Annotated in this window: 20 protein-coding genes; 15 read left to right on the top strand and 5 right to left on the bottom strand. The window is 65.1% G+C overall.

The annotated features are described in order from the left end of the window. Nucleotides 1-23: 23 nt before the first annotated feature. Entirely contained in the window at nt 24-1070 is a 1047-nt protein-coding gene (gene deoC, locus FJ943_RS01495; protein WP_140719409.1) for a deoxyribose-phosphate aldolase, read from the bottom strand. Between the two features lie 211 nt (nt 1071-1281). Next, nucleotides 1282-2109 (bottom strand): ferredoxin--NADP reductase, encoded by an 828-nt coding sequence (locus FJ943_RS01490; protein WP_140719407.1) that lies wholly within the window; start codon nt 2107-2109, stop codon nt 1282-1284. 219 nt (nt 2110-2328) lie between these two features. Between FJ943_RS01490 and FJ943_RS01485 the strand changes: the two genes are divergently transcribed. The 4 genes from FJ943_RS01485 (at nt 2329) to FJ943_RS01470 (ending at nt 8193) form a co-directional block, all read left to right on the top strand. Beyond that, nucleotides 2329-4413, top strand: a complete 2085-nt coding sequence (locus FJ943_RS01485; RefSeq protein ID WP_140719405.1) for a hydantoinase/oxoprolinase family protein — start codon at nt 2329-2331, stop codon at nt 4411-4413. Nucleotide 4414: 1 nt separating this feature from the next. Continuing rightward, nucleotides 4415-6124 carry a hydantoinase B/oxoprolinase family protein gene (locus FJ943_RS01480; RefSeq protein ID WP_140719403.1) on the top strand — a complete coding sequence of 570 codons (1710 nt, stop codon included), beginning with the start codon at nt 4415-4417 and terminating at the stop codon, nt 6122-6124. A 107-nt stretch (nt 6125-6231) separates the two neighbouring features. Next, a complete protein-coding gene (locus FJ943_RS01475; protein ID WP_140619751.1) occupies nt 6232-7008 on the top strand; it encodes an ABC transporter substrate-binding protein in 777 nt (258 codons plus the stop codon). Between the two features lie 54 nt (nt 7009-7062). Next, nucleotides 7063-8193 carry an aminomethyltransferase family protein gene (locus tag FJ943_RS01470; RefSeq protein ID WP_140660264.1) on the top strand — a complete coding sequence of 377 codons (1131 nt, stop codon included), beginning with the start codon at nt 7063-7065 and terminating at the stop codon, nt 8191-8193. A gap of 103 nt (nt 8194-8296) precedes the next feature. On the opposite strand, the gene FJ943_RS01465 is transcribed toward FJ943_RS01470, so the two are convergent. From FJ943_RS01465 to FJ943_RS01455, 3 genes are all read right to left on the bottom strand, one after another. After that, complete coding sequence (locus tag FJ943_RS01465) at nt 8297-8953, bottom strand: methionine ABC transporter permease (protein WP_140719402.1); 657 nt, start codon at nt 8951-8953, stop codon at nt 8297-8299. Beyond that, nucleotides 8934-10016: a methionine ABC transporter ATP-binding protein gene (locus tag FJ943_RS01460; RefSeq protein WP_140719400.1), complete on the bottom strand. Its 1083-nt coding sequence runs from the start codon at nt 10014-10016 to the stop codon at nt 8934-8936. The genes FJ943_RS01465 and FJ943_RS01460 overlap by 20 nt, the downstream gene beginning before the upstream one ends. An 82-nt stretch (nt 10017-10098) precedes the next feature. Next, on the bottom strand, nt 10099-10953 hold the full coding sequence (locus tag FJ943_RS01455; protein ID WP_140711903.1) for a MetQ/NlpA family lipoprotein: 855 nt from the start codon (nt 10951-10953) through the stop codon (nt 10099-10101). 465 nt (nt 10954-11418) lie between these two features. Between FJ943_RS01455 and FJ943_RS01450 the strand changes: the two genes are divergently transcribed. The 11 genes from FJ943_RS01450 to FJ943_RS01395 all read left to right on the top strand — a co-directional run bounded on the left by FJ943_RS01450 (nt 11419) and on the right by FJ943_RS01395 (nt 23137). After that, entirely contained in the window at nt 11419-11901 is a 483-nt protein-coding gene (locus FJ943_RS01450) for a hypothetical protein (RefSeq protein ID WP_140719398.1), read from the top strand. A 195-nt stretch (nt 11902-12096) separates the two neighbouring features. Then, a complete protein-coding gene (locus tag FJ943_RS01445; protein ID WP_140660260.1) occupies nt 12097-13191 on the top strand; it encodes a transporter substrate-binding protein in 1095 nt (364 codons plus the stop codon). Then, nucleotides 13188-13850, top strand: a complete 663-nt coding sequence (locus tag FJ943_RS01440; protein WP_140719396.1) for an ANTAR domain-containing protein — start codon at nt 13188-13190, stop codon at nt 13848-13850. The genes FJ943_RS01445 and FJ943_RS01440 overlap by 4 nt, the downstream gene beginning before the upstream one ends. Continuing rightward, on the top strand, nt 13828-14733 hold the full coding sequence (locus FJ943_RS01435) for an ABC transporter permease (RefSeq protein WP_140619737.1): 906 nt from the start codon (nt 13828-13830) through the stop codon (nt 14731-14733). Before FJ943_RS01440 ends, FJ943_RS01435 begins: the two co-directional genes overlap by 23 nt. Further along, nucleotides 14730-15650 (top strand): ABC transporter permease, encoded by a 921-nt coding sequence (locus FJ943_RS01430; protein WP_140719394.1) that lies wholly within the window; start codon nt 14730-14732, stop codon nt 15648-15650. The genes FJ943_RS01435 and FJ943_RS01430 overlap by 4 nt, the downstream gene beginning before the upstream one ends. A 33-nt stretch (nt 15651-15683) precedes the next feature. Then, complete coding sequence (locus FJ943_RS01425) at nt 15684-17327, top strand: ABC transporter substrate-binding protein (protein ID WP_140719392.1); 1644 nt, start codon at nt 15684-15686, stop codon at nt 17325-17327. Then, on the top strand, nt 17317-18261 hold the full coding sequence (locus FJ943_RS01420; RefSeq protein ID WP_015314626.1) for an acetamidase/formamidase family protein: 945 nt from the start codon (nt 17317-17319) through the stop codon (nt 18259-18261). The genes FJ943_RS01425 and FJ943_RS01420 overlap by 11 nt, the downstream gene beginning before the upstream one ends. A gap of 208 nt (nt 18262-18469) precedes the next feature. Next, nucleotides 18470-20233: an ABC transporter ATP-binding protein gene (locus FJ943_RS01410; protein WP_140719390.1), complete on the top strand. Its 1764-nt coding sequence runs from the start codon at nt 18470-18472 to the stop codon at nt 20231-20233. A 201-nt stretch (nt 20234-20434) separates the two neighbouring features. After that, entirely contained in the window at nt 20435-21643 is a 1209-nt protein-coding gene (locus FJ943_RS01405) for an ABC transporter substrate-binding protein (RefSeq protein WP_140719388.1), read from the top strand. Continuing rightward, complete coding sequence (locus FJ943_RS01400; protein WP_015314623.1) at nt 21640-22434, top strand: ABC transporter ATP-binding protein; 795 nt, start codon at nt 21640-21642, stop codon at nt 22432-22434. The genes FJ943_RS01405 and FJ943_RS01400 overlap by 4 nt, the downstream gene beginning before the upstream one ends. Further along, a complete protein-coding gene (locus FJ943_RS01395; RefSeq protein WP_015314622.1) occupies nt 22427-23137 on the top strand; it encodes an ABC transporter ATP-binding protein in 711 nt (236 codons plus the stop codon). The genes FJ943_RS01400 and FJ943_RS01395 overlap by 8 nt, the downstream gene beginning before the upstream one ends. The last annotated feature ends 3 nt before the right edge of the window (nt 23138-23140 follow it).

The following is a 23140-nucleotide window of genomic DNA, read 5'->3' as shown; positions in this document are numbered from 1 at the left end:
AAAGCCGATCGGGGTGGGGGTGCTCAAGCCATCGCGTGGCGGTGATTGGCCGAATAATGCCCGGTCAGATGATGCTCGAGCTGACGTTCGATATCGGTCAGCAGGCTCGATGCGCCAAAGCGGAACAGCTCCGGCTCCAGCCATGGACGGCCGAGTTCTTCCTTCATCAGCACCAGCCAGTCGAGCGAGACTTTCGCGGTCGAAATGCCGCCCGCCGGCTTGAAGCCGATGAGATAGCCTGTCTCCTCGAAATAGGCCCTGATGGCGCGCACCATGGCGAGGCCGACGGGCAGTGTGGCATTGACGCTTTCCTTGCCGGTCGACGTCTTGATGAAATCGGCGCCCGCCATCATCGCCACCATCGAGGCCAGCATGACGTTGCGCAGCGTTGCGAGGTCGCCGGTGCCCAAAATGATCTTGAGATGCGCGTCACCGCAGGCGGCCCGCATCGAGACGATTTCATTATAAAGCTCGCGCCACTTGGCGCCGAACACCAGGCCGCGCGGGATGACGACATCGATCTCGTCGGCGCCGTCCTTCACCGAGGCCTCGATCTCCTGCAACCGGGTCGACAGCGGCGCCAGCCCATGCGGGAAGGCGGTGGAGACCGCGGCGACATGGATGCCGGTGCCGCGCACCGCGTCCACGGCCGTGGCGACGAAGGGATGGTAGACGCAGACGGCGGCGGGCCGGATGGTCTCGCCCGCAATGCCGAGGCCTTCCATGATGTCGCGGCGCAGCGGGTTGATCGCCTTGGCGCAGAGCCGGCGCACGCGCTCCTCGGTGTCGTTGGAGTTGAGCGTCGTCAGGTCCATGCAGGCGATCGCCCGCAGCAGCCAGGCGGCCTGGTTGTCGGCCTTGATCGAGCGCCGCTTGGTCAGGCTGGCGACGCGGCGTTCCAGCGCGGAGCGGTTGACGCTGCGTACCGATTCGAGAAAACCGAGGTCGAGTTTCAGGCCAGGATTGCGCGCGATGTGATGGTCTAGCGGCACCGGCGTGTTGGCGGCGGCGCGCGCGGGCAGCGGCGTCACCTTGGTGCCAAGATCGGCTTCGCGGATTGTGCTGCTCATCTCCTGCCCTTTCATTCAGCGGCGTGCGCTTGATATCTCACGCGCGCATCCTTCTCCCAAAGCCGTCGACAGTTTTGGGCGACACGCACGAAGATAGCCCGCGAAGTCGCGCTTCACGAGTCCTCAAGCGAGGGATAGCTGAAAAAGGCCGCGAAAGCAGCTGGTTTTTGACCGGAAGGTCAAAACCAGATTTCTGGGAGACGCGCTGGCCTCAGCCGACGAAGGCGCGTTCGACGACGAAGCTCGAGGGATGGCTGAGCGAACCTTCCTGGAAGCCGAGGCTTTCGGCCAGCTCCTTGACGTCCTTCAGCATGTGCATCGAGCCGCAGATCATGATGCGGTCGGTCTCGGGATCGAGCTTTTCGATGCCGAGGTCGCTGTAGAACTTGCCGGAGCCGATCAGCGCGGTGATGCGGCCCATGCGCGCCGACTCTTCGCGGGTCGTCGAATTGTACAGCGTCACGCGCCCAGTGGTCAGCTCGCCGATCAGCGGGTCGCTTTCGAGCGCCGCCACCAGCTCCTGGCCGTAGATCAGCTCGGCATTGTTGCGGCAGGTGTGGGTCAGGATCAGCTGGTCGAACTTCTCGTAAGTGTCGGGATCGCGCAGCAGGCTGGCAAAGGGCGCGATGCCGGTGCCGGTCGAGATCATGAACAGGCGCTTGGCGGGGGTCAGCGCGTCGACGACCAGCGTGCCGGTTGATTTCTGGCGCATGATGACGGTGTCGCCGACCTGGATCTTCTGCAGTTCCGAGGTCAGCGGGCCATCCGGCACCTTGATCGAGAAGAATTCCAGCTCTTCGTCCCAGGCCGGGCTGGCGACGGAGTAGGCGCGATACACCGGCTTCTCGGCATTGGGCAGGCCGATCATGACGAATTCGCCCGAGCGGAAGCGCAGCGACTGCGGCCGGGTGATGCGGAACGAGAACAGCCGGTCGGTATAGTGTTTCACCGAGACGACGGTCTCGGCATAGACGTTGGCCGGAATCGGAAACTGTAGCGGACGGGCTTCAGCGGTGTTGAACGCGGGCGTGGTGTTCATCGATTCCAACCTTCTCGCCCAATGAGAGACGCGGGCGCCAAACTTTCCCGTGCGCGCCCGAACCATTCAGGTTCCGGCATGCCATGCACGCTACCGAAGCGGTAAGCTCTTGTGTCCGGAATTTATTAGTATACAAACGATATTTGCGTCAAGATGCCGCCGTAAAACACCTTTCCAAACTGCGGCATTTCCGTAGTCTCAGCATTTCGGGTTTCGACAATGAAAGAGAATTTTTCGGTGCAGCCGCCGGATTCCCTGGGCAGCGTCGTCGCCGGCATCGATGTCGGCGGAACCTTCACCGACCTGCTCCTGATCGACGGCAAGGACGGTGGCAAGGTGTATCTGGCCAAGACCCCGACCACTGTCGACAACCAGGCCTTTGGCGTGGTTTCGGCGCTTGGCGTCACCGGCTTTCCGATCGACGGCATCGACCTCATCGTGCATGGCACGACCACCACCACCAATGCGGTGCTGGAGCGCCGGCTGGCCAAGACCGGCATGGTCACCACGCGCGGTTTTCGGGACGTGATCGAACTCGGCCGGCGGACGCGGCCGCAACCCTATGGCATGACCGGAACCTTCGTCCCAATCATTCCGCGCAACCTGCGCCTCGAAGTGTCGGAGCGCGTCGAGGCGTCGGGTGCGGTGCGCACGCCGCTCGATGAAGCCGAGATGCGCGAGGCGGTACAGGCGCTCATCGCGGCCGGCTGCGAATCCCTCGTCATCCATTTCCTCCACTCTTACGCCAACCCCACGCATGAGCGGCGCGCCGCCGAGATCGCCGCCGAAGCCTGGCCGAACGGCTACATCACGTCAGGCCATGCGCTGCTGTCGGAGGCGCGCGAATTCGAGCGCGGGGTGACGGCCTCGGTCAACGCCTCGGTGCAGCCGATCCTGGAGCGCTACGTCGAGCGGCTGCGCAAGGAATTGGCCGACAAGGGCTATGCCCGCGACTTCCTGATCATGAACGGCAATGGCGGCATGATCTCGGCCCGCTTCGTCACACGTGAATCGGCCAAGACGGTCATGTCGGGCCCCGCCTCCGGCGTTATCGCCGCCGCCTATACGGGCAAGCGCGCAGGCTTTGAAAACCTCGTCACCTACGACATGGGCGGCACCTCGACCGACGTGGCGCTGATCCGCAACGCCGAACCGGCGGTCTCGAACGAGATCGAGATCGAATATGCCATGCCCATCCATGTGCCGATGGTGGCGGTGCACACGGTGGGCGCCGGCGGCGGCTCGATCGCCCGCGTCGATGCGGCCGGCCTGATCCAGATCGGCCCGGAAAGTGCCGGCGCCAATCCCGGCCCGATCTGCTATGGGCGCGGCGGCACCGAGCCGACGATCACCGACGCCAACCTGGTGCTCGGCCGGCTGGCGCCGAAGAAGCTGCTCGCCGTCGAAAACCCGGTCACATCGGAGCGCGTCACCAGGATTTTCGAGGACAGGATCGGCAAGGCAACCGGCCTGTCGGGTGTCGAGGCGGCGGGCGCTGTCCTCAGGCTCGGCAACATGAAGATGGCGGGCGCCATCCGCATGGTGTCGGTGTCGCGCGGCCATGATCCCCGCGATTTCGCGCTGTTCGCCTTCGGCGGCGCCGGACCGCTGCACGCGACGGCGCTCGCGCGCGAACTCGGCCTGCCCAAAGTGCTGGTGCCGGCGCGGCCCGGCATCACCAACGCGCTCGGCTGCGTCGTCGCCGATCTGCGCCATGACTTCGTCAACACCATCAACCAGCCCGTGGCCGTGCTGGACGAAAGCCAGCTCCACCAAGTACTGGAACGGCACCGGAACGAAGGCGAGGAGCTGATCGCCAAGGAAGCGGTGAAGCCGGAAACGATCCGCGTCACCCACTCCGCCGACATGCAGTTCGTCGGCCAGACCCACATCATCAACGTGCCGCTGCCGTCCGCGTCGGTGACCCGGAGCCAATTGCAGGCGTTGTTCGAGAAAGCCTATTTCGCCCGCTTCAAGGTGGAGCTGCCGGAAATCCGCGCCAACCTCGTCAACCTCAACACCTCGGTCACCGGCGTGCGACCGGCGATCGACCTGTCGCGGCTGATCGACCCGGCCGGGCGGGCAAGGACGCTCGACGGGGCGCGGCGCGAGATCCGACCGGTCTGGTACGCCGGGCGCTGGCACGACACGTCGGTTTACAGCAGGGAAAAGCTGCCACTCGGTGCGGTCATCGAAGGGCCGGCGATCCTCGAACAGATGGATGCGACCACCGTGCTCGAACCCGGCGACCGCGCGCGCTCGGATGCCGACGGCAACATCATCATCGACATTGGCGAGGCCTGACATGTCAGTGGATAGCGCAAAGCTCGACGCCATCACGCTTTCGGTGCTCCAGGCCGCTTTGCAGCAGGTCTGCGACGAGATGGACCTGACCTTTTCCCGCGCCGCCTTCTCGCCCGTGATCGCCGAGGCCAATGACCGCTCGGACGGCATCTATTCCGCCATCGACGGTTCGCTGATCGCGCAGGGCAGTCAGGGCCTGCCGGTGTTTGTCGGCGTCATGCAATATTCGACCAGGACGGTGATCGAGATGATTGCCGACGGCCGCTGCCTGGCCCCGGAGCCGGGCGACATCTACATCGTCAACGATCCCTATCTCGGCGGCACGCATCTGATGGACGTGCGCTTCGCCATGCCGGTCTACCGCGGCGGAAAGATCTTCTGCTGGCTGTCGAACACCGGCCATTGGCCCGATATTGGCGGCTCCGTGCCCGGCGGCTTCTCCGCGTCCGCGACCGCTGTCGAGCAGGAGGGTCTGCGGCTGCCGCCGGTAAAACTGTTCAAGAAGGGCGTGCTCGACGCTGAAATCTACGCCATCATCTGCTCCAACATCCGGGTCGCCGACCAGCGCATCGGCGACATCCGGGCGCAGGCCGCCGCGCTGCTGATCGGCCAGGACAGGCTCAATGGAATCCTGGATCGTTACGGAGACGAAACCGTCGTCGAGGCGATCGCCGAGCTACGCCGCCGCGCCGCCGAGCAGATGCGCGCCAATATAGCGGCCATTCCCGATGGCACCTACCGCTCCAAGGCTTTTGTCGATTCCGACGGGGTGGTCAACGAACCGCTGACCATAGCGCTCGCAGTCGACAAGAAGGGCGACACGCTGACCTTCGACTTTTCAGGATCGTCAAAGCCTTGTGCGGGACCGATGAACAGCGTGCTGGCGACGACCCTGTCCTCGGTTTATCTCGCCATGCGCCACATCTTTCCGGACGTGCCGATCAGCGCCGGCGCCTTCGAGCCGCTCGAGGTCAAGCGGCCGGAAGGCACTTTCCTCGACGCCAAATACCCCCGCCCCGTGTCCGGCTGTGCGGCGGAAGTGTCGCAGCGCATCGCCGAGGCGGTGTTCGCGGCGATGGTGCAGGCGCTGCCCGACAAGGTGACGGCGGCCCCAGCCGGCTCCAGCGGCAATTTCGCGCTCGGCGGCAACGATCCGGCGCGCGGCCGCGACTACGTCATGTACCAGATATCCGGCGGCGGCTATGGCGGCAATTCGGGGCATGACGGCCTGACCAATGGCTGCTCGACCATCGGCATTTCGAAGTCGCCGCCGGTCGAGATCATGGAGCAGGCCTTTCCGGTGCTCTATCGCCACTATGCCTTGCGCGAAGGCTCGGGCGGCGCCGGCAAGCATCGTGGTGGTTTTGGCCTCGCCTATGAGGTCGAGATCCTGCGCGGCGAGGCGCGCGCCTCCTTTGTCATGGACCATGGCCGTTTCGGTCCGCAGGGCGCCCTTGGCGGTCGGGATGGCGAGCCCAACAGCGTGACCGTGTTCCGCAACGGCGAGGAGCATGTGCCGCCGCACCTCTCCAAGGAGCAGGACATCCCACTGAAGGCCGGCGACCGCGTGCGCGTCGGCACGCCGGGTGGCGGCGGCTATGGCGATCCGCGTGAGCGCGATCCGGAACTGGTCGCGCGGGACGTCCAGCTTGGTTATTACACGACGGAGCAAGCCAGGGATCTGTTCGGGGCCGCGGCACAAGGAACCTGACCGGACGCGGACTGCCCCGCGCCGCGATCGCCGCGGCACATGTCGTTTCCGTCTCCGCCGGGAGCATGAAAGCCCGTAGACTTCGCCGGTCAACGGAGATCTGGACCATGCGTCTTTTCGGTCGTTTCGTGCTTGCCGCTTCCGTAGCTTTTGCGCTCGCAACCGGTGCTGCTTCCGCCCAGGAGAAAAAGCTGAGGCTCGGTACCGAGGGTGCTTATCCGCCCTTCAACCACGCCAATGCCGATGGCACGCTCGGCGGTTTCGACATCGATCTCGGCAAGGCGCTGTGCGCGCAGATGAAGGTCGAATGCGAGTTCACCGTACAGGATTTCGACGGCTCTATTCCGGCGCTGCAGGCCGGCAAGTTCGATGCCATCATCAACATCACCATCACGCCCGAGCGGGCTGAAAAGGTCGAGTTCACCCACAAATACTACCAGACGCCGCCGGCCATCGCGGTGCCGAAGGACTCGGCCATCGCGGGCACCTCGCCGGACGACCTGAAAGGCAAGGTGCTGGGCGTGCAGAGCGCCACCATCCACCAGAATTTCGCCGAGCAGAAATATTCGGGCTCGACCGTCAAGGCCTACCCGACCGGCGACGACGCCCGCACCGACATGGCCAATGGCCGCCTCGACGCGATGATGGACGGCTCGATCATCCTCACCGAATGGCTGAAGAAGCCCGACGGCGCCTGCTGCAAGCTGCTCGGCACGCTGACGGCCGATCCGGCCATTCACGGCCCGGGGGTCGGCATTGCGCTGCAGAAGGGCAACAAGGAACTGGCCGACAAGTTCAACGCGGCAATCGACGCGCTGCGCGCCAACGGAAAGTACAAGGAAATCAACGACAAGTATTTTTCATTCGACGTCTACGGGAGTTGATCCCGGTACCAATCGAGCTCGGCGGCGCCACCCGGCGCTGCCGATTTTTTATGAATGATGGAGATTTTCGTGGCTGAGCGGCGCTCCCCTTTCTACAGCAGCATCGTCGGGCTGGGTGCGGCCATGGGTCGGGTCGGCGGCGATTTCATCTCGGCCAAATATTACTCCGGCATCGCCGACGAACATTTGAATACGCGTAAAAATGCCGGCGTGCAGGACCTCAGCACCATGGGCAAGATGGACATCAAGGGTGCCGACGCCGAGGCGCTGGTCAACCATGTCATTGTCAATGACGCCGCGGCGATGAAGCCGGGCCAAGTACGCTATTCCACCGTCTGTCGGGAGGACGGCGGCATCATGGACGACCTCACCGTGTTCCGGCTGGGCGCGGAGCATTTCATGCTGGTCACCGGTTCGGTCAACCGCCTCAAGATGCTGCCCTGGCTCCAGCATCATGCGCAAGGGCGCAGGGCCTATGTCACCGACATCACGGCCGCCGTCGCCTTCCCGACCATCCAGGGCCCACGCTCGCGCGATCTCTTGAAGGCGATGATTTCGGACGCTGATCTCGACGGATTGAAGCGCTGGGCCTTCACATCAGGCCATATCAACGGAACGCGGGTCCTGATCTCCCGTACAGGCGTGACCGGCGAACTCGGCTTCGAGCTGTTCGTGCCGGCCGACGAGGCGACCTCGGTTTGGGACGCGCTGATGCGCACTGGCCAAGCTTTCGGCTTGAAACCCTATGGCGTGCTGGCCATGTTCACGCTCGGCCTGGAAAAGGCCTATCCGGCGCACGGCATCGACATGGACGAGACGCGCACGCCGTTCCATGTCGGCCTCGACCGCTGGATCAAGTTCGATAAGGGCGATTTCATCGGCCGGGACGCGTTGCTCAAGGTGCGCGACGAGAGCCTCGACGAGCGCTGGACCGGGCTGATCCTCGACGGCGACAAGCCGTCCGCGACGGATGCACGGGTGATGGCCGACGGCGAGGACGCCGGCGTGGTCACCTACAGCGACCACGGCTATTCCCTGGGCAAGGTGCTGGCGACAGCGCATTTGCGATTGCCGTTCACGGGCGTTGGAACAAAGCTCAGCATCGCTATCGACGGCAAACCGACCCGCGCGGTGGTGGTGCCGATGCCGTTCTTCGACCCGGAAGGGGCGAGGCTGAGGGGCTAGCGCGGCTTGGCTGGAAATCGTTGTGGCTCTCAAATTACTCATGGTGACCATCGCCGACGCTCCATGAGAAGCTCATGGTCGGCCCTGAATACCAGCCGGCTCACTATCCCCGCCGATCCAGCCGCGCCACCAGCCGGTCACCGACCCACTGGACGCCGCAGACCAGGATGATCAGCACGATCACCACGGCGATCATCACCGACGTCTCGAAGCGCTGGTAGCCGTAACGGATGGCAAGGTCGCCGAGGCCGCCGGCACCGATGGCTCCTGCCATCGCCGAGGCGCCGACCAGCGTCACCAGCGTCACGGTGAAGCCGGCAACGATGCCGGGGAGCGCCTCGGGCACCAGCACTTCGCGGATGATGGTCCAGCGATTGCCGCCCATGGCGCGCGCCGCCTCGATCAGTCCGTGGTCGACTTCGCGCAATGACACTTCGGCGATCCGCGCATAGTAGGGCGTGGCGGCGATCGACAGCGGCACGATGGCCGCCCATGTGCCAATCGAGGTGCCGACGATCAGCCGCGTCACCGGGATCAGCGCCACCAGAAGGATGATGAACGGCACCGAGCGGAAGCCGTTGATCACGGCGCCGAGCACGCGGTTCACCCAAGGGTTTTCGGCGATGCCGCCGCGTTCGGTGGCAATCAGGGCCAGCCCGAGCGGCAGGCCGAACACCAGCGAGATCAGGCCGGAGGCGGCCGTCATCAGCACCGTCTCCCAGATCGATCGCAACAGAAGCTCAAACAGGACCGGCGACATGGCCAAGCACCTCCACCCGCGCCTGGCGGGATTTCAGGAATGTGATGATTTCTGCGAGATGGTTCGCATCGCTGCCGGGAACGGAAATGAACAGCGTTCCGACCGGCTGCCGCTGGATGTGGTCGATGCCGCCATGGACGAGGCGGAAGGGACCGGGCACGGCGGCCGCAAGGTCGGACAGCAGCGGCTCGCGCGCCGCCTCGCCCGCCACGTCGACGCGCAGGACCGTTTCGGTGCCAGCTCCCGGCAGCAGCCGCGCCGCCAGCTCCGGCGGAAGTTGCGGCCGGATGGTCCCGAGCAGGCGTCTTGTGACGTCCGATTGCGGATCGGCAAACACCGACCAGACCGGCCCTTCCTCGACGATGCGCCCGGCGTCGATCACCGCCACGCGGTCGGCGATCGAGCGGATCACCTCCATCTCGTGGGTGATCAAAAGGATGGTCAGGCCAAGCTGGCGGTTGATATCCTTCAGCAGGGCGAGAATGGAGCGCGTCGTCTCCGGGTCGAGTGCCGAGGTCGCCTCGTCCGACAGAAGCAGCGCTGGCCGCGCGGCAAGCGCTCGGGCGATGCCAACGCGCTGTTTCTGCCCGCCGGACAGCGACGCCGGATAGGCTTTTGCCTTCTCCGACAGGCCGACGAGATCGAGCAGCTCCGCCGCCCGCTTCAGCCGCTCCGCCTTCGGCCGGCCCTCGATCTTGAGCGGCAGCGCCACATTGTCCTCGACGGTCTTGGCCGACAGCAGGTTGAAATGCTGGAAGATCATGCCGATGCGCCGTCGCAGCGGCTGCAACTCGCGCTCGCCAAGTCGGCTGATCTCGCGACCTTCGATGAACACCTCGCCGGTGTCAGGCCGCTCCAGTCCGTTCAGGCAGCGGATCAGGGTGGACTTGCCTGCACCGCTGCGGCCGATGATGCCGAGAACCTCGCCCTTGCGCACCGTCAAGGAAATGCCGTCGAGCGCCGCCGTCTGGCCGAAGCGGCGCTTCAGGTCGACAAGGCGCACCACGTCCTGCGTGGCGGCCTGATCCGCGGCCTCGGTGGTTGCGATAAAATGCTGGTCCATGGGCAGGTCCCGAAACGCGATCGCGGCCCGCGCATCGCGCGGACCGCTTAAGCTGTCAAAGGCACGTCGGTGCCCGGATAACTCAATAGGCGCTGAGGCCGGTGCCCTTGTAGACCTTGTCGAACTCGGCCTTCACAGCCTCGTTCTGGTAGGACGCGACCAGCGTCTTCACCCAGGCCTCGTTTTCATTGCCGACCTTGACCGCGATGAAGTTGCGGTACGGATTGTCCGCGATCGGCTCCTGAGCGATGCGGTTCTCCGGCGTCAGGCCGCTCTTCAGCGCCCAGTCGGTGTTGACCACGGCGGCGTCGAGATCCTCGACCGAGCGGCCGACGATGCCGGCATCCAACTCCTTGATCTCGACCTTTTTCGCATTTTCGGCGATGTCGGCGGTGGTGGCGAGAATGCCGGTGCCATCCCTGAGCTTGATCACGCCCTCATTCTGCAGCACGCGCAGCGCCCGGCCTTCGTTGGACGGGTCGTTCGGCACGCCGATCACCGCGCCCTCCGGCAGATCGGCAACCTTGGTGTACTTCTTGGAGTAGAGGCCGATCGGCCACACGCCGGTATAGCCGACACGCACGATGTGGTAGCCCTGCGTCTTGATCTGGTTGTCGAGATAGGGCTGGTGCTGAAAGGCGTTGGCGTCGATCTCGCCGCGCTCCAGCGCCTCGTTGGGCTGGGTGTAGTCGTTGAACACCACGGTCTCGATGCTGAGGCCCTTTTCGGCTGCTTGCGCGACGACGACACGCCAAACATCCTCGTCCTCGCCGCTGATGATGCCGACCTTGATCGCCTTCTTGTCCTCGGCCAAGGACGCATGCGGCGCCATCAGGCTGCCGATCGCGACGGCCGACGCGAACAGCAGAGCGAGGCCGCTGCGGCGGGTGAGGGGTGACCTTGGGGAAGAGGGCAAAGTGTTGTTGGGATCGGACATGATTGATCTCTGCGATTGTGAAGTCATGGCAGCAAGGCGGATTGCCGAGGCTTGTTCACATCGTCAGAAATTCTACTGATTTTATCAAAGAACGTGTTTCGCCGTTCTCGGCAAAGCCGGGAATATTCTCTCAAAAAACTCAGGGATGTGAGCACAGGACGCCGCCGGGTCGACCATGACGGCGCCGCGCCGCCATCCGGAGATGTCGGGAAGGCAGTCAAGTTTTCAACGAGCCCGCCTCTGCCGGCCGGCTGCGCAACATCTCATACGGTCCGATTTGAGCTTCGAGGACATCGCCCGAAAATGATGGACGGCCCTCGTTGGCTGCCGGGTTCATCCACGGCGAAGTCAAAAAGCTTTGCGGCTTGCTCAGCCACTTTTTCGTGAAGCTGTGCGGGTTGATCCGACCGCTGGCTTGCCTAGGTAGAGAGGGCGGCCGGGCGCCACGCGATCTCAATAATCGGTATGACATTTCCCTGCATTCGAAAGCTTGCCCTTTCCGGCCTCGTCGTCGTCATCCAGTCCTCCTGCGTCGTTCCCGACGACACGTCGCGCATCGCCAAGGTCGATCCAACGGCGGCTGCGGCACGCAAGGAGATGGTCGGCCTCAGCGAAGCCGATGTTCGAATGTGCGCGGGATTTCCGACCGCCACAGCGGATGTCGGCCAGTCCGGGCAGATCTGGACCTATAAGCGCGTCGTCCAGCGCGGCAATCTCAGCGTCGTCGTTCCTGCCCTGGCCGTGGGGGCGATCCCGACGGTCGGCGGTTCCGTCAATGTCGCTCCCGGCGGTTACTGCGACACGCAGGTCCGCATGGTCGGCGGCCGTGTCGCCGAAGTTGCCTACGCCGGCGACAACAACCTGCCGAACAAGCGCGACGCGCTTTGTGTCAGCACTGTGGATGCCTGCGTGACCTATGCCCGCCAACACAGGCCGGCGGCCAAATAGCGGCAGCGGATTTCGCGGGACCGGCGATGGCCCGACACTCGGTGTTTGACGCGGATGGCGTTGAGGGCTTGACTGACCCGCCGGACCGAATACGCTAGGGCAAAATACCGGCTCTGATCGCCGGGCGGCAAATATGCCTCGTATGCCTCGCCCTTGCGGCGCTGGCTGCGGGGCATTGTCATTTTGGGGATCGGTTTGAAACGGCGCATCGAGATCGGCATCCTCTATTCCCGCTCGGGAAGCTATCAGCTCGTCTCCGACGCGTGCCGGATGGGCGCCATGCGCGCGATCGCCGACATCAACGCCGACAGGAGCTCAGGCATCGAACTGGTGCCGGTCGAGCGCGACCCGCAAAGCAATGCCGACCGTTACGCGACTCTGTGCGAAGACATCTTCAGGACCAGCGGTGCACGCCATGTCGTCGGCTGCGTCACTTCCTGGAGCCGCAAGGAGACCATCCCTGTGCTGGAGAAGGCGGGCGGCATGCTCTGGTATGCCTGCCCCTATGAGGGCTTCGAGGCCAACGAGCATGTCGTCTACATGCACGCTTGTCCCAATCAGCATCTGGTGCCGCTTATGGCCCATGTCGTGCCGCGCTTCGGCGCCAACGGTTTCCTGCTCGGGTCGAACTACATCTGGGGCTGGGAGATGAACCGCGTTGCGCGCGACCTCATCGCCGATGCCGGCGGCAAGGTGCTGGGCGAGCGCTATCTGCGCATCGGCGAGACCGACGTGTCGCGGCTGATCGCCGAGATACGCGCGACGCGACCGAACTTCATCCTCAACAACCTGATTGGCACCTCGTCCTATGCCTTCCTTGCGGCCTATCGCGATCTGGCGGGCGAGGATGCGGCTTTCAGTCCTGAATCTTGCCCGGTGATTTCCTGCAACCTGACCGAAGGCGAACTGCCGGCGATCGGCGAAACGGGCAAGGGTCACCTGTCGGTCGGACCGTATTTCGCGCCGCGGCCGGCCGCCTTCGCGTCGTCCTTCGAAGCCTCCGCCTATGCCTCGGTGCAGGTAATGGCCGACGTGCTGTCGCGCGATCCCGACGCCGGCCCGGCGGAATTTTCCAAGGCCTTCGCCGAGCGGCGCTTCTCCACGCGGCTCGGCCCGATCGCCATCGACGCCCATTCCCAGCACGCCACGCTGCCTGTCATCATCGGCCGGATCGCGGACGGCTATTTCGAAGTCGTCAGCCGGCAGCACGAGGTCGCGCCGGACCCATACCTGTCGCGCTACGACCCCGCAAAGACATTCGGCCGGCCACGCTTGCGGGTGGTGTCGTGACCAGAACCCCGCGCATCCCCAATCTCGGCGGCGCCAGGGCCTTTGTCCTGCATCGCCCGCACCCGACGATGCAGGCGATCACCAGGCAGTTGTCGGCCATCGGCCTTGTCACCGTGGATTGCTGGCCGGAACTGGCACCGGAGGCCCTGGCCGCCGACTTCGTCTTCTTCGACGCCGATCTCGGCTTCGACGAGCAATTCCCCTGGAAGCCGGGCGAGGCGCCGATGCCGCTGGTGGCGCTGATCGGTTCGGAGGCGCCGGGCCGCATCGAATGGGCGCTGTCGCACAAGGCCGACGCCCAGCTCCTGAAGCCGGTCGGCAATGCCGGGGTCTACAGCGCGCTGCTGATCGCGCGCCAGAGTTTCGAGGCGAGAAAACATTTAGCCGGCGAAATTGCCGCGCTGCGCCAGCGGGTCGCCGAACGCCAGACCATCGTGCGGGCTGTCTCGGCTTTGTCGAAAGGCGGCGACGACGACCGCGCCTATGCGCAGCTGCGCTCGCTAGCGATGAGCTGGCAGATCAGCGTCGAGGACGCCGCGCGCCGGATCGTGGCGATGATGGAGGAAGCCAAGACCGGGGAAGCCAGGACCGGGGAAGCCCGGACCGGGGAAGCCCACATCGGAGATAAGAGCGGCGATGACCAGCCCCATCGCGCCTGATCTCATGGCAGGGCGCATGCCGGCCAGACCGCGCGCCGGTGTCTGGCGCCGGCTGGTCAAGCGCCGCCTGGCGCTGCTCGGCCTGGTTATCGTCGCCATTGTCGTTGCCGGTGCGATCCTGGCGCCATGGCTGACCGGCTACGATCCCAACGAACAGATGTTCGACGGTCTCACCATCGAGGGCTCGCCTCTGCCGCCGAGCGCGAAATTCTGGCTGGGCACCGACCTGCTCGGGCGTGACCTGTTGACCCGCATCCTCTACGGCGCGCGCACCTCGCTGATCATCGGCATCGTCGCCAACGGCGTCGCGCTTTTGATCGGCACGCTGGTCGGCGTCACCGCCGGCTATTTCCGCGGCTGGATCGGCGGCGCGCTGATGCGCTTCACCGATTTGATGATGGCGTTTCCGGCGCTGCTGCTCGCCATCTGCCTGGCGGCGGTGTTCCAGCCGAGCCTGTGGATCGTCGCCATGGTCATCGCGCTGGTCAACTGGGTGCAGACCGCCCGCGTCGTCTACACCGAGACCTCGTCACTCGCCGAACGCGAGTTCATCGATGCCGAACGCACCATCGGGGCCGGCGCGCCGCGCATCCTGTTTCGCCACATCCTGCCGCATCTCCTGCCGACCATCATCGTCTGGGGCACGCTCGGCATCTCGACCACGGTGCTGCTCGAGGCCACGCTCTCCTTCCTCGGCATCGGCGTGCAGCCGCCGACGGCGTCATGGGGCAATATCATCTTCGAGAACCAGACCTATTTCCAGGCGGCACCCTGGCTGGTGTTCTTCCCCGGCGCCGCGATCCTGGCCCTGGCGCTGGCCTTCAACCTGATCGGCGACGCGCTGCGCGACATTCTCGATCCGACGCAAAGGGGCCGGGCATGATCGCCTATCTCGGCCGCCGGCTGATCCAGTCGCTGCTCATCCTGCTCGGCGTCTCGCTGATCACCTTCGCGCTGCTCTATCTCCTGCCCGCCGACCCGGTGCGCCAGATCGCCGGCCGCAGCGCCACGCCGCAGACGGTCGAGAACATCCGCCAGCAGCTCGGCCTCGACCAGCCCTTCGTCGTCCAGTACTGGCATTATCTGACGAGGCTCGTCAGCGGCGATCTCGGCCGCTCCTACATCCAGCGCTCGGAGGTGACCGAACTCATCGTCTCGCGGCTGCCGGCGAGCCTGCTGCTGATGGTCGGCGCCATCCTGTGCGAGCTGCTGATCGGCCTCTCGATGGGCCTGATCGCCGCCGTCAAGCGCGGCACCGCCACCGACCAGACCCTGATGGTCGCCTCCTTCATCGGCGTCTCGGCGCCGCAATTCCTCGTCGGCCTGCTGCTGCTCTATGTCTTCGCGGTCAGGCTGAGCTGGTTCCCGATCGGCGGCTATGGCACATGGCGCCATCTCGTGCTGCCGTCGCTCACCATGGGCATCCTCGGCGCCGGCTGGTATGCGCGCATGATGCGCTCGTCGATGATCGACGTGCTGCGCCAGGATTACGTCCGCACCGCGCGTGCCAAGGGCCTGGCTCGGGGCGCCATCATCTTCCGCCATGCGCTGCCCAACGCCATCCTGCCGGTCGTCGCCATGATCGGCATCGACATCGGCATCTTCATGGGCGGCATCGTCGTGGTCGAAAGCGTGTTTGGCTGGCCCGGCATCGGCCAGCTCGCCTGGCAAGCCATTCAGCGCGTCGACATCCCGATCATCATGGGCGTCACGCTGGTCTCGGCCTTCGCCATCGTGCTCGGCAATCTCCTGGCCGACATCATCGCGCCCTTCATCGACCCCCGTATCAAACTGCGATGAACCAGAAAACAAACAGAGAAAGGGAACAGGACAATGAAGAAGTTTCTCGCATCGACCGTCGCGGCATCGGCGCTGGCGCTGATGCTCGGCATGACAAGCGCCCGCGCCGAGGACGCCGTCGACCCGAACGCCAAGCAGGGCGGCGCCGTCACCATCACCTACAAGGACGACGTCGCGACCCTCGACCCGGCCATCGGCTATGACTGGCAGAACTGGTCGATGATCAAGAGCCTGTTCGACGGCTTGATGGACTACGAGCCCGGCACCACCAACCTCAAGCCCGACCTCGCCGAGAGCTACGAGATTTCGCCCGACGGCAAGACCTTCACCTTCAAGCTGCGCCATGGCGTGAAGTTCCACAATGGCCGCGAGATGACCGCCGAAGACGTGAAATATTCGCTCGACCGCGTCACCAATCCGAAGACGCAGAGCCCCGGCGCCGGCTTCTTCGGCTCGATCAAGGGCTATGACGATGTCGCCGCCGGCAAGGCCGAGACGCTGTCCGGCGTCACCGTCGTCGACCCCTACACGGTCAAGTTCGAGCTGACCCGCCCGGACGCCACCTTCCTGCATGTCATGGCCATCAACTTTTCCCATGTCGTACCGAAGGAAGAGGTCGAGAAATACGGCGCCGATTTCGGCAAGCATCCGGTCGGCACCGGCGCCTTCAAGCTGGCGGAATGGACGCTTGGCCAGCGCATCGTCTTCGAACGCAACGCGGACTATTGGCACAAGGGCCTGCCGCATCTCGACAAGATCACCTTCGAGATCGGCCAGGAGCCGATCGTGGCGCTTCTGCGCCTGCAGAAGGGCGAGATCGACGTGCCTGGCGACGGCATTCCGCCGGCCAAATTCCAGGAGGTGATGGCCGATCCCGAGCAGAAGGCGCGTGTCGTCGAAGGAGGCCAACTGCACACCGGCTATGTGACCATGAACACAACCATGGCGCCGTTCGACAATGTGAAGGTGCGACAGGCCGTCAACATGGCGCTCAACAAGGCGCGCATCATCCAGATCATCAACGGCCGCGCCGTGCCGGCCAACCAGCCGCTGCCGCCGTCGATGCCCGGCTACGACAAGGCGTACAAGGGCTACCCCTATGACGTCGCCAAGGCCAAGGCGCTGCTGGCCGAGGCCGGTCATCCCGACGGTTTCGACACGCAATTGTTCGCCATGAACACCGACCCCAACCCGCGCATCGCCCAGGCGATCCAGCAGGACCTGGCGGCTATCGGCATCAAGGCCAGCATCCAGTCGCTGGCCCAGGCCAACGTCATCGCCGCCGGCGGCGACAAGGCCGGCGCGCCGATGATCTGGTCGGGCGGCATGGCCTGGATCGCCGACTTCCCGGATCCGTCCAACTTCTACGGCCCGATCCTCGGCTGCGCCGGTGCGGTACCGGGCGGCTGGAACTGGTCGTGGTATTGCAACAAGGATCTCGACGCCAAGGCGGCAGAGGCCGATTCGGTGGTCGACCCGGCCAAGGCCGCCGAGCGCGACAAGATGTGGAGCGCCATCTACGACAAGGTGATGGAGGACGCCCCCTGGGCGCCGGTCTTCAACGAACAGCGCTTCACCATGAAATCGGCGCGCATGGGCGGCGCCGACAACCTCTATGTCGACCCGGTCCATATCCCGATCAACTATGACAATGTGTACGTAAAAGATGTGCAATAACTGCGATTACACCATCCACGGGCGCCATCACCATTTCGGCTGGGACAATTCCTTTGTCCCGGCCGAGCGGGTGGCGCCAGGCTCGACCATCGAGTTCCAGTGCCTCGATTCCTCGGGCGGCCAGTTGCAGCCCGGCAGCACCGTCGCCGACATCGCCAAGCTCGACTTTGGCCAGATCAATCCGGTCACCGGGCCGATCTTCGTCGAAGGCGCCGAGCCGGGTGACGCGCTGAAGGTGACGATCGAGATGTTCAAACCGTCCGGCTTCGGCTGGACGGCGAACATTCCCGGTTTCGGCCTGCTCGCCGACGATTTCCAGGAGCCGGCGCTCAACATCTGGAAATACGATGCCGCCTCGCTGGAGCCGGCGTTGTTCGGCAAAAACGCTCGCGTGCCGCTAAAGCCATTCGCCGGCACCATCGGCAACGCGCCGGCCGAAATGGGCCACCACTCGGTGGTGCCGCCGCGCCGCGTCGGCGGCAATCTCGACATCCGCGATCTCGCCGCCGGCACCACGCTCTATCTGCCGGTGGAGGTGGCGGGCGCGCTGTTCTCGGTTGGCGACACGCATGCCGCGCAAGGCGACGGCGAGGTCTGCGGCACGGCGATCGAAAGCCCGATGAACGTCGTGCTGAAACTCGACCTGGTGAAAGATGCGCGGCTGAAAACGCCGCGCTTCACCACGCCGGGTCCGGTGACACGCCATCTCGACGCCAAGGGCTACGAGGTGACGACCGGCATCGGGCCGGACCTGATGGCGGGCGCGAAGGAGGCCGTGGCGCAGATGGTCGACCTGCTCGCCGGCCGCTACCAGATCGACCCGGTCGAAGCCTACATGCTGGCCTCGGTCTGCGGCGATCTCCGCATCAGCGAGATCGTCGACATGCCCAACTGGGTGGTGTCGTTCTACTTCCCGCGCTGCGTGTTTGAATGACAGGTCAGCGTCTAGACACCCCCCTCTGGCCTGCCGGCCATCTCCCCCGCAAGGGGGGAGATCGGATCGCGCTTGGGCTTTCGCCAATCGTCACCGTTGGAAGAGAGGCGGGGCGTGGGAACTGCCAATCTCCCCCCTTGCGGGGGAGATGCCCGGCAGGGCAGAGGGGGGCGTGCCGGAGTAAATCCCTTTCCGGGCTGCCTCCCCAATGACCTCAACTCCCGAAACCATCCTCACCATCGCCAACCTCTGCGTCTCCGTGCGCGGCGAGGAGGGCTCCCGCGAGGTCGTCTCCAACCTGTCCCTGACGCTCAAGCGTGGCGAGACGCTCTGCATCGCCGGCGAATCCGGCTCCGGCAAATCGATGACCGCGCTTGCGATCATGCAGCTTCTGCCGCAGCCCGCCGCGCGCATCTCCGCCGGCACCATCCACCTTGGCGCCACCGAGCTGACCGCCCTCGACGAACGCCGGATGCGCCATATCCGCGGCGACCGCATCGCCATGAGTTTCCAGGAGCCGATGACCTCGCTCAACCCGGTGCTGTCGATCGGTCGCCAGCTCACCGAATCCATCGAGGCGCACACCAGCCTGTCGCGGGACGAGGCCCGCCAGCGCGCCGTCGAGGCGTTGAAGGCGGTGCGCATTTCGGAGGCCGAAAGCCGGCTAAGGCAATTTCCGCACGAGCTCTCCGGCGGCATGCGCCAGCGGGTGATGATCGCCATGGCGCTGGCGCTGGAACCGGACGTGCTGATCGCCGACGAGCCGACCACCGCGCTCGATGTCACCGTGCAGGGCGAGGTGCTGGAGCTGCTGCGCGACCTGCAGCAGAAGCACGGCACCAGCGTCATCCTGATCACCCACGACATGGGCGTTGTCGCCGAAATGGCCGATCGCGTCATCATCATGCGGCATGGACGCATGGTCGAAGAAGGCAAGACGTCGGACATTTTCGCCCACCCGCAAGCCGAATACACGCGCGAGCTGCTGGCCGCCGTGCCGCGCATCGGCAGCGGCGCCGGCCGTCAGAAATCTAGGGAAACCGAAGCCGCAACGCCGGCGAAGGTCGCCGAGGTCACCAATCTCCACGTCCGCTTCGACTTGCGCGGCGGCGTCTTCGGCCGGGTCACCCGCCGCGTTCACGCCGTCGAGGGCGTCAGCTTTTCGATCGCGCCCAACGAAACGCTGGCGCTGGTCGGTGAATCCGGCTGCGGCAAGTCGACCACCGCCAAGGCGCTGGCCGGGCTGGTGCCTTATAGCGGCGACATCGTCGTCGGCGGTCGCAATTTGTCCGGCCTCGGCCGCGACGAGCGCAAGGCGGTGCGCCGCGACGTGCAGATGATTTTCCAGGACCCCTATGCTTCGCTCGACCCGCGCATGCGCGTCGGCGACCTCGTCGCCGAGCCGCTGCTGATCCACGGCATCGCCTCGAAGGAAGAACGCCGCGAGCGCGTCGCCGCGCTGTTCGATCGCGTCGGCCTGTCATCGGACCAGATGGAGCTTTACCCGCACGAATTTTCCGGCGGCCAGCGCCAGCGCGTCTGCATCGCGCGTGCGCTGGCGCTGAGGCCAAAGCTGATCATCGCCGACGAAAGCGTCTCGGCGCTGGACGTCTCGGTGCAGGCGCGCGTGCTCGACCTCCTGAAGGAATTGCAGCGCGAATTTGGCGTCGCCTATCTCTTCATCTCGCACGACATGGCCGTGGTCGAGAATATCTCCGACCGTGTCGCCGTCATGTATCTCGGCCAGATCGTCGAGATGGGCACACGCGACCAGGTCTTTTCCAACCCCCGCCATCCCTACACCAGGCGCCTGATCGAAGCCGTGCCGGTGCCGGATCCGGCGCGGCGCCGAAGCCGTTTCGCCCGCCTCGACCAGGAAATCCCCAGCGCCACCCGCCGGATCGGCGAGGCGCCGCTGAAATTGGCGCTCAGCGATGTCGGCAACGGCCATCTCGTCGCCGCCGAGGGCTGAGGCCATCCGGGCCCAGACAAGCTCGGTCTGCGGCAGGTCGAGCTTCACATAGTCGTGTCGCACGCCATGGGCCGTCTCGCCGTCACGAAATCCGGGGCCGCCCCTTGCCCTTCCGCCTCATTTTCCTAATGTTGCATAGTGCTTGCGGATGACGATCGTAGGGGGCGGGCGGATTCATCCACATTGGGAGGAAGTAAACTCATGAAGCTACGCCATGTCGTTTCCGCCGCGCTTCTCGCGGCCACCACTATCCCCGCCTCGGCCGCCGAGATTTCCGATGGCAAGGTCAAGATCGGCATCCTCAACGACCAATCCGGCGTCTACGCCGATTTCGGCGGCAAGTGGTCGGTCGAGGCGGCCAAGATGGCGGTCGAGGATTTCGGCGGCAAGGTGCAGGGAGCGCCGGTCGAGATCATCAGCGCTGACCACCAGAACAAGCCCGATATCGCCTCCAACATCGCCCGCCAGTGGTATGACACCGAGCAGGTCGACGCCATCATGGAGCTGACGACCTCTTCGGTCGCGCTCGCCGTGCAGGGGATTTCCAAGGAAAAGAAGAAGATCGACATCGTCACCGGTGCGGCGACCACCGACCTCACCGGCAAGCAGTGCTCGCCCTACGGCTTCCACTGGGCCTATGACACCCACTCGCAGGCGGTGGGAACCGGCGGCTCTCTCGTCCAGCAGGGCGGCGACAGCTGGTTCTTCGTTACCGTCGACTATGCGTTCGGCTATTCGCTGAAGGAGCAGACCGCCAAGTTCGTCGAGAGCCATGGCGGCAAGGTGCTGGGCGAGGTGCGTTATCCCCTGGGCGCGACCGACTATTCGTCCTTCCTGCTGCAGGCGCAATCGTCGGGCGCCAAGGTCATCGGTCTGGCCAATGCCGGCCTCGACACCTCCAATTCCATCAAGCAGGCGGCCGAATTCGGCATCGTCCAGGGCGGCCAGCGCCTGGCGGCGCTCCTGTTCACACTGGCCGAGGTGCATGGGCTCGGCCTGCAGGCGGCGCAAGGCGTCGTGCTGACCGAGGGCTATTACTGGGACCGCGACGACAAGAGCCGCGAATTCGGGCAGCGCTTCTTCAAGCGCACCAACCGCATGCCGAACATGATCCAGGCCGCGACCTATTCGGCGGTGACGCAGTATTTGAAGGCGATCGACAAGGCCGGCACCGACGAGACCGAAGCGGTCGCCAAGCAACTCCATTCGCTGCCGGTGGACGACGCCGTCATCACCGGCGGCAAGGTCCAGGCCGATGGCAACATGGTCCACGATATGTATCTCTACCAGGTCAAGGCGCCCAGCGAGAGCACCAAGGACTGGGATTATTACAAATACCTCGCCACCATTCCCGGCAAGGAGGCGTTCCTGAGCGAGAAGGACAGCGGCTGCGCGACGGCCGCCCAGTGACCGGCGCGGCCACGGTGCCGCCTGATCTGAACGCGGAAGAGCCGCGGGTGGTGCTTTCCGCTCGCGGCCTGCGGCGTGACTTTGCCGGCTTCGTCGCCGTCAGGAATGTCGATCTCGATGTCCGCCATGGCAACATCCATGCGCTGATCGGGCCCAACGGCGCCGGCAAGACGACCGTTTTCAACCTGCTGACCAAATTCCTGGCGCCGACCAGCGGCAGGATCGAACTGCTCGGCCACGACATCACCCGCACCTCGCCGGCCAAAGTGGCGCGCATGGGGCTGGTGCGCTCGTTCCAGATCTCGGCGATCTTTCCGCATCTCAGCGTGCTCGACAATGTGCGCGTCGCGCTGCAGCGGCCGGCCGGGCTCGGCATCCAGTTCTGGCGCTCGCTGGCGGCGCTCGACCGGTTGACGCCGCGTGCCATGGAACTGCTGCGGTCCGTCGGCCTCGACGATGCCACGAACAGGCTGGCCGGCGATCTTTCCTATGGCAGGAAACGCGTGCTGGAGATCGCCACGACGCTGGCGTTGGATCCCAAAGTGCTGCTGCTCGACGAGCCGATGGCCGGCATGGGCCATGAGGACGTGGCCACGGTTTCCGCCCTCATCCGCTCGGTGGCGGGCGACCGCGCGGTTCTGATGGTCGAGCACAATCTGACCGTGGTCGCCGATCTCTGCGACTGGATAACGGTGATGCAGCGCGGCGAGGTGCTCGCGGCCGGCGACTACGCCACCGTCAGCCGCGACGAGCGCGTCAAGGTGGCCTATATGGGCACCGCCGATGACTAGCGCTTCGCCCCTGCTCGCGGTCCGCGGCCTCAATGCCTGGTATGGCGAGGGCCATGCGCTGCACGGCGTCGACCTCGAAGTGTTTGCCGGCGAGACGGTCACATTGCTCGGCCGCAACGGCGTCGGCAAGACGACGACGCTGCGCGCCATCATGGGCCTGATCCGCCGACGCACCGGCAAGGTCGTCTTCGACGGCGCCGACCTGATGCGGCTGCCGCTGCACCGCACCGCGCACCAGGGCATCGGCTTCGTGCCGGAGGAACGCGGCATCTTCTCGACGCTGACCGTCGACGAGAACCTGGTGCTGCCGCCGGTCGTCGCCCCGGGCGGCATGAGCGTCGAGGAAATCTTCGATCTGTTCCCCAATCTGAAGGAGCGGCGCAACAGTCCCGGCACGCGGCTGTCGGGCGGCGAACAGCAGATGCTGGCGATCGCGCGCATGCTGCGGACCGGGGTGAAGATGCTGCTCTTGGACGAACCGACCGAGGGCCTCGCGCCTGTCATCGTCCAGCGCATCGGCGAGCTGCTGGCGACGCTGAAGCAGCGCGGCATGACCATCCTGCTGGTCGAGCAGAATTTCCGCTTCGCCAGCCGTGTCGCCGACCGTTTCTACCTGATGGAGCACGGCAAGGTCGTGGCCGGGTTTCCCACCGGCGAACTGGCGGACCGCATGACGCTGCTCCACGAAATCCTGGGTGTATGATGG

Source organism: Mesorhizobium sp. B2-3-10, from assembly GCF_006442275.1.
GTDB lineage: Bacteria > Pseudomonadota > Alphaproteobacteria > Rhizobiales > Rhizobiaceae > Mesorhizobium > Mesorhizobium australicum.
Note: the sequence above shows the minus strand (reverse complement) of the source record. Positions and strands in the feature narration are given on the sequence as shown.

Coding starts and splice junctions, on each gene's coding strand:
- deoC (WP_140719409.1), bottom strand. CDS start 1,070: ATGAGCAGCACAATCCGCGAAGCCGATCTTGGCACCAAGGTGACGCCG.
- FJ943_RS01490 (WP_140719407.1), bottom strand. CDS start 2,109: ATGAACACCACGCCCGCGTTCAACACCGCTGAAGCCCGTCCGCTACAG.
- FJ943_RS01485 (WP_140719405.1), top strand. CDS start 2,329: ATGAAAGAGAATTTTTCGGTGCAGCCGCCGGATTCCCTGGGCAGCGTC.
- FJ943_RS01480 (WP_140719403.1), top strand. CDS start 4,415: ATGTCAGTGGATAGCGCAAAGCTCGACGCCATCACGCTTTCGGTGCTC.
- FJ943_RS01475 (WP_140619751.1), top strand. CDS start 6,232: ATGCGTCTTTTCGGTCGTTTCGTGCTTGCCGCTTCCGTAGCTTTTGCG.
- FJ943_RS01470 (WP_140660264.1), top strand. CDS start 7,063: ATGATGGAGATTTTCGTGGCTGAGCGGCGCTCCCCTTTCTACAGCAGC.
- FJ943_RS01465 (WP_140719402.1), bottom strand. CDS start 8,953: ATGTCGCCGGTCCTGTTTGAGCTTCTGTTGCGATCGATCTGGGAGACG.
- FJ943_RS01460 (WP_140719400.1), bottom strand. CDS start 10,016: ATGGACCAGCATTTTATCGCAACCACCGAGGCCGCGGATCAGGCCGCC.
- FJ943_RS01455 (WP_140711903.1), bottom strand. CDS start 10,953: ATGTCCGATCCCAACAACACTTTGCCCTCTTCCCCAAGGTCACCCCTC.
- FJ943_RS01450 (WP_140719398.1), top strand. CDS start 11,419: ATGACATTTCCCTGCATTCGAAAGCTTGCCCTTTCCGGCCTCGTCGTC.
- FJ943_RS01435 (WP_140619737.1), top strand. CDS start 13,828: ATGACCAGCCCCATCGCGCCTGATCTCATGGCAGGGCGCATGCCGGCC.
- FJ943_RS01430 (WP_140719394.1), top strand. CDS start 14,730: ATGATCGCCTATCTCGGCCGCCGGCTGATCCAGTCGCTGCTCATCCTG.
- FJ943_RS01425 (WP_140719392.1), top strand. CDS start 15,684: ATGAAGAAGTTTCTCGCATCGACCGTCGCGGCATCGGCGCTGGCGCTG.
- FJ943_RS01420 (WP_015314626.1), top strand. CDS start 17,317: ATGTGCAATAACTGCGATTACACCATCCACGGGCGCCATCACCATTTC.
- FJ943_RS01410 (WP_140719390.1), top strand. CDS start 18,470: ATGACCTCAACTCCCGAAACCATCCTCACCATCGCCAACCTCTGCGTC.
- FJ943_RS01405 (WP_140719388.1), top strand. CDS start 20,435: ATGAAGCTACGCCATGTCGTTTCCGCCGCGCTTCTCGCGGCCACCACT.
- FJ943_RS01395 (WP_015314622.1), top strand. CDS start 22,427: ATGACTAGCGCTTCGCCCCTGCTCGCGGTCCGCGGCCTCAATGCCTGG.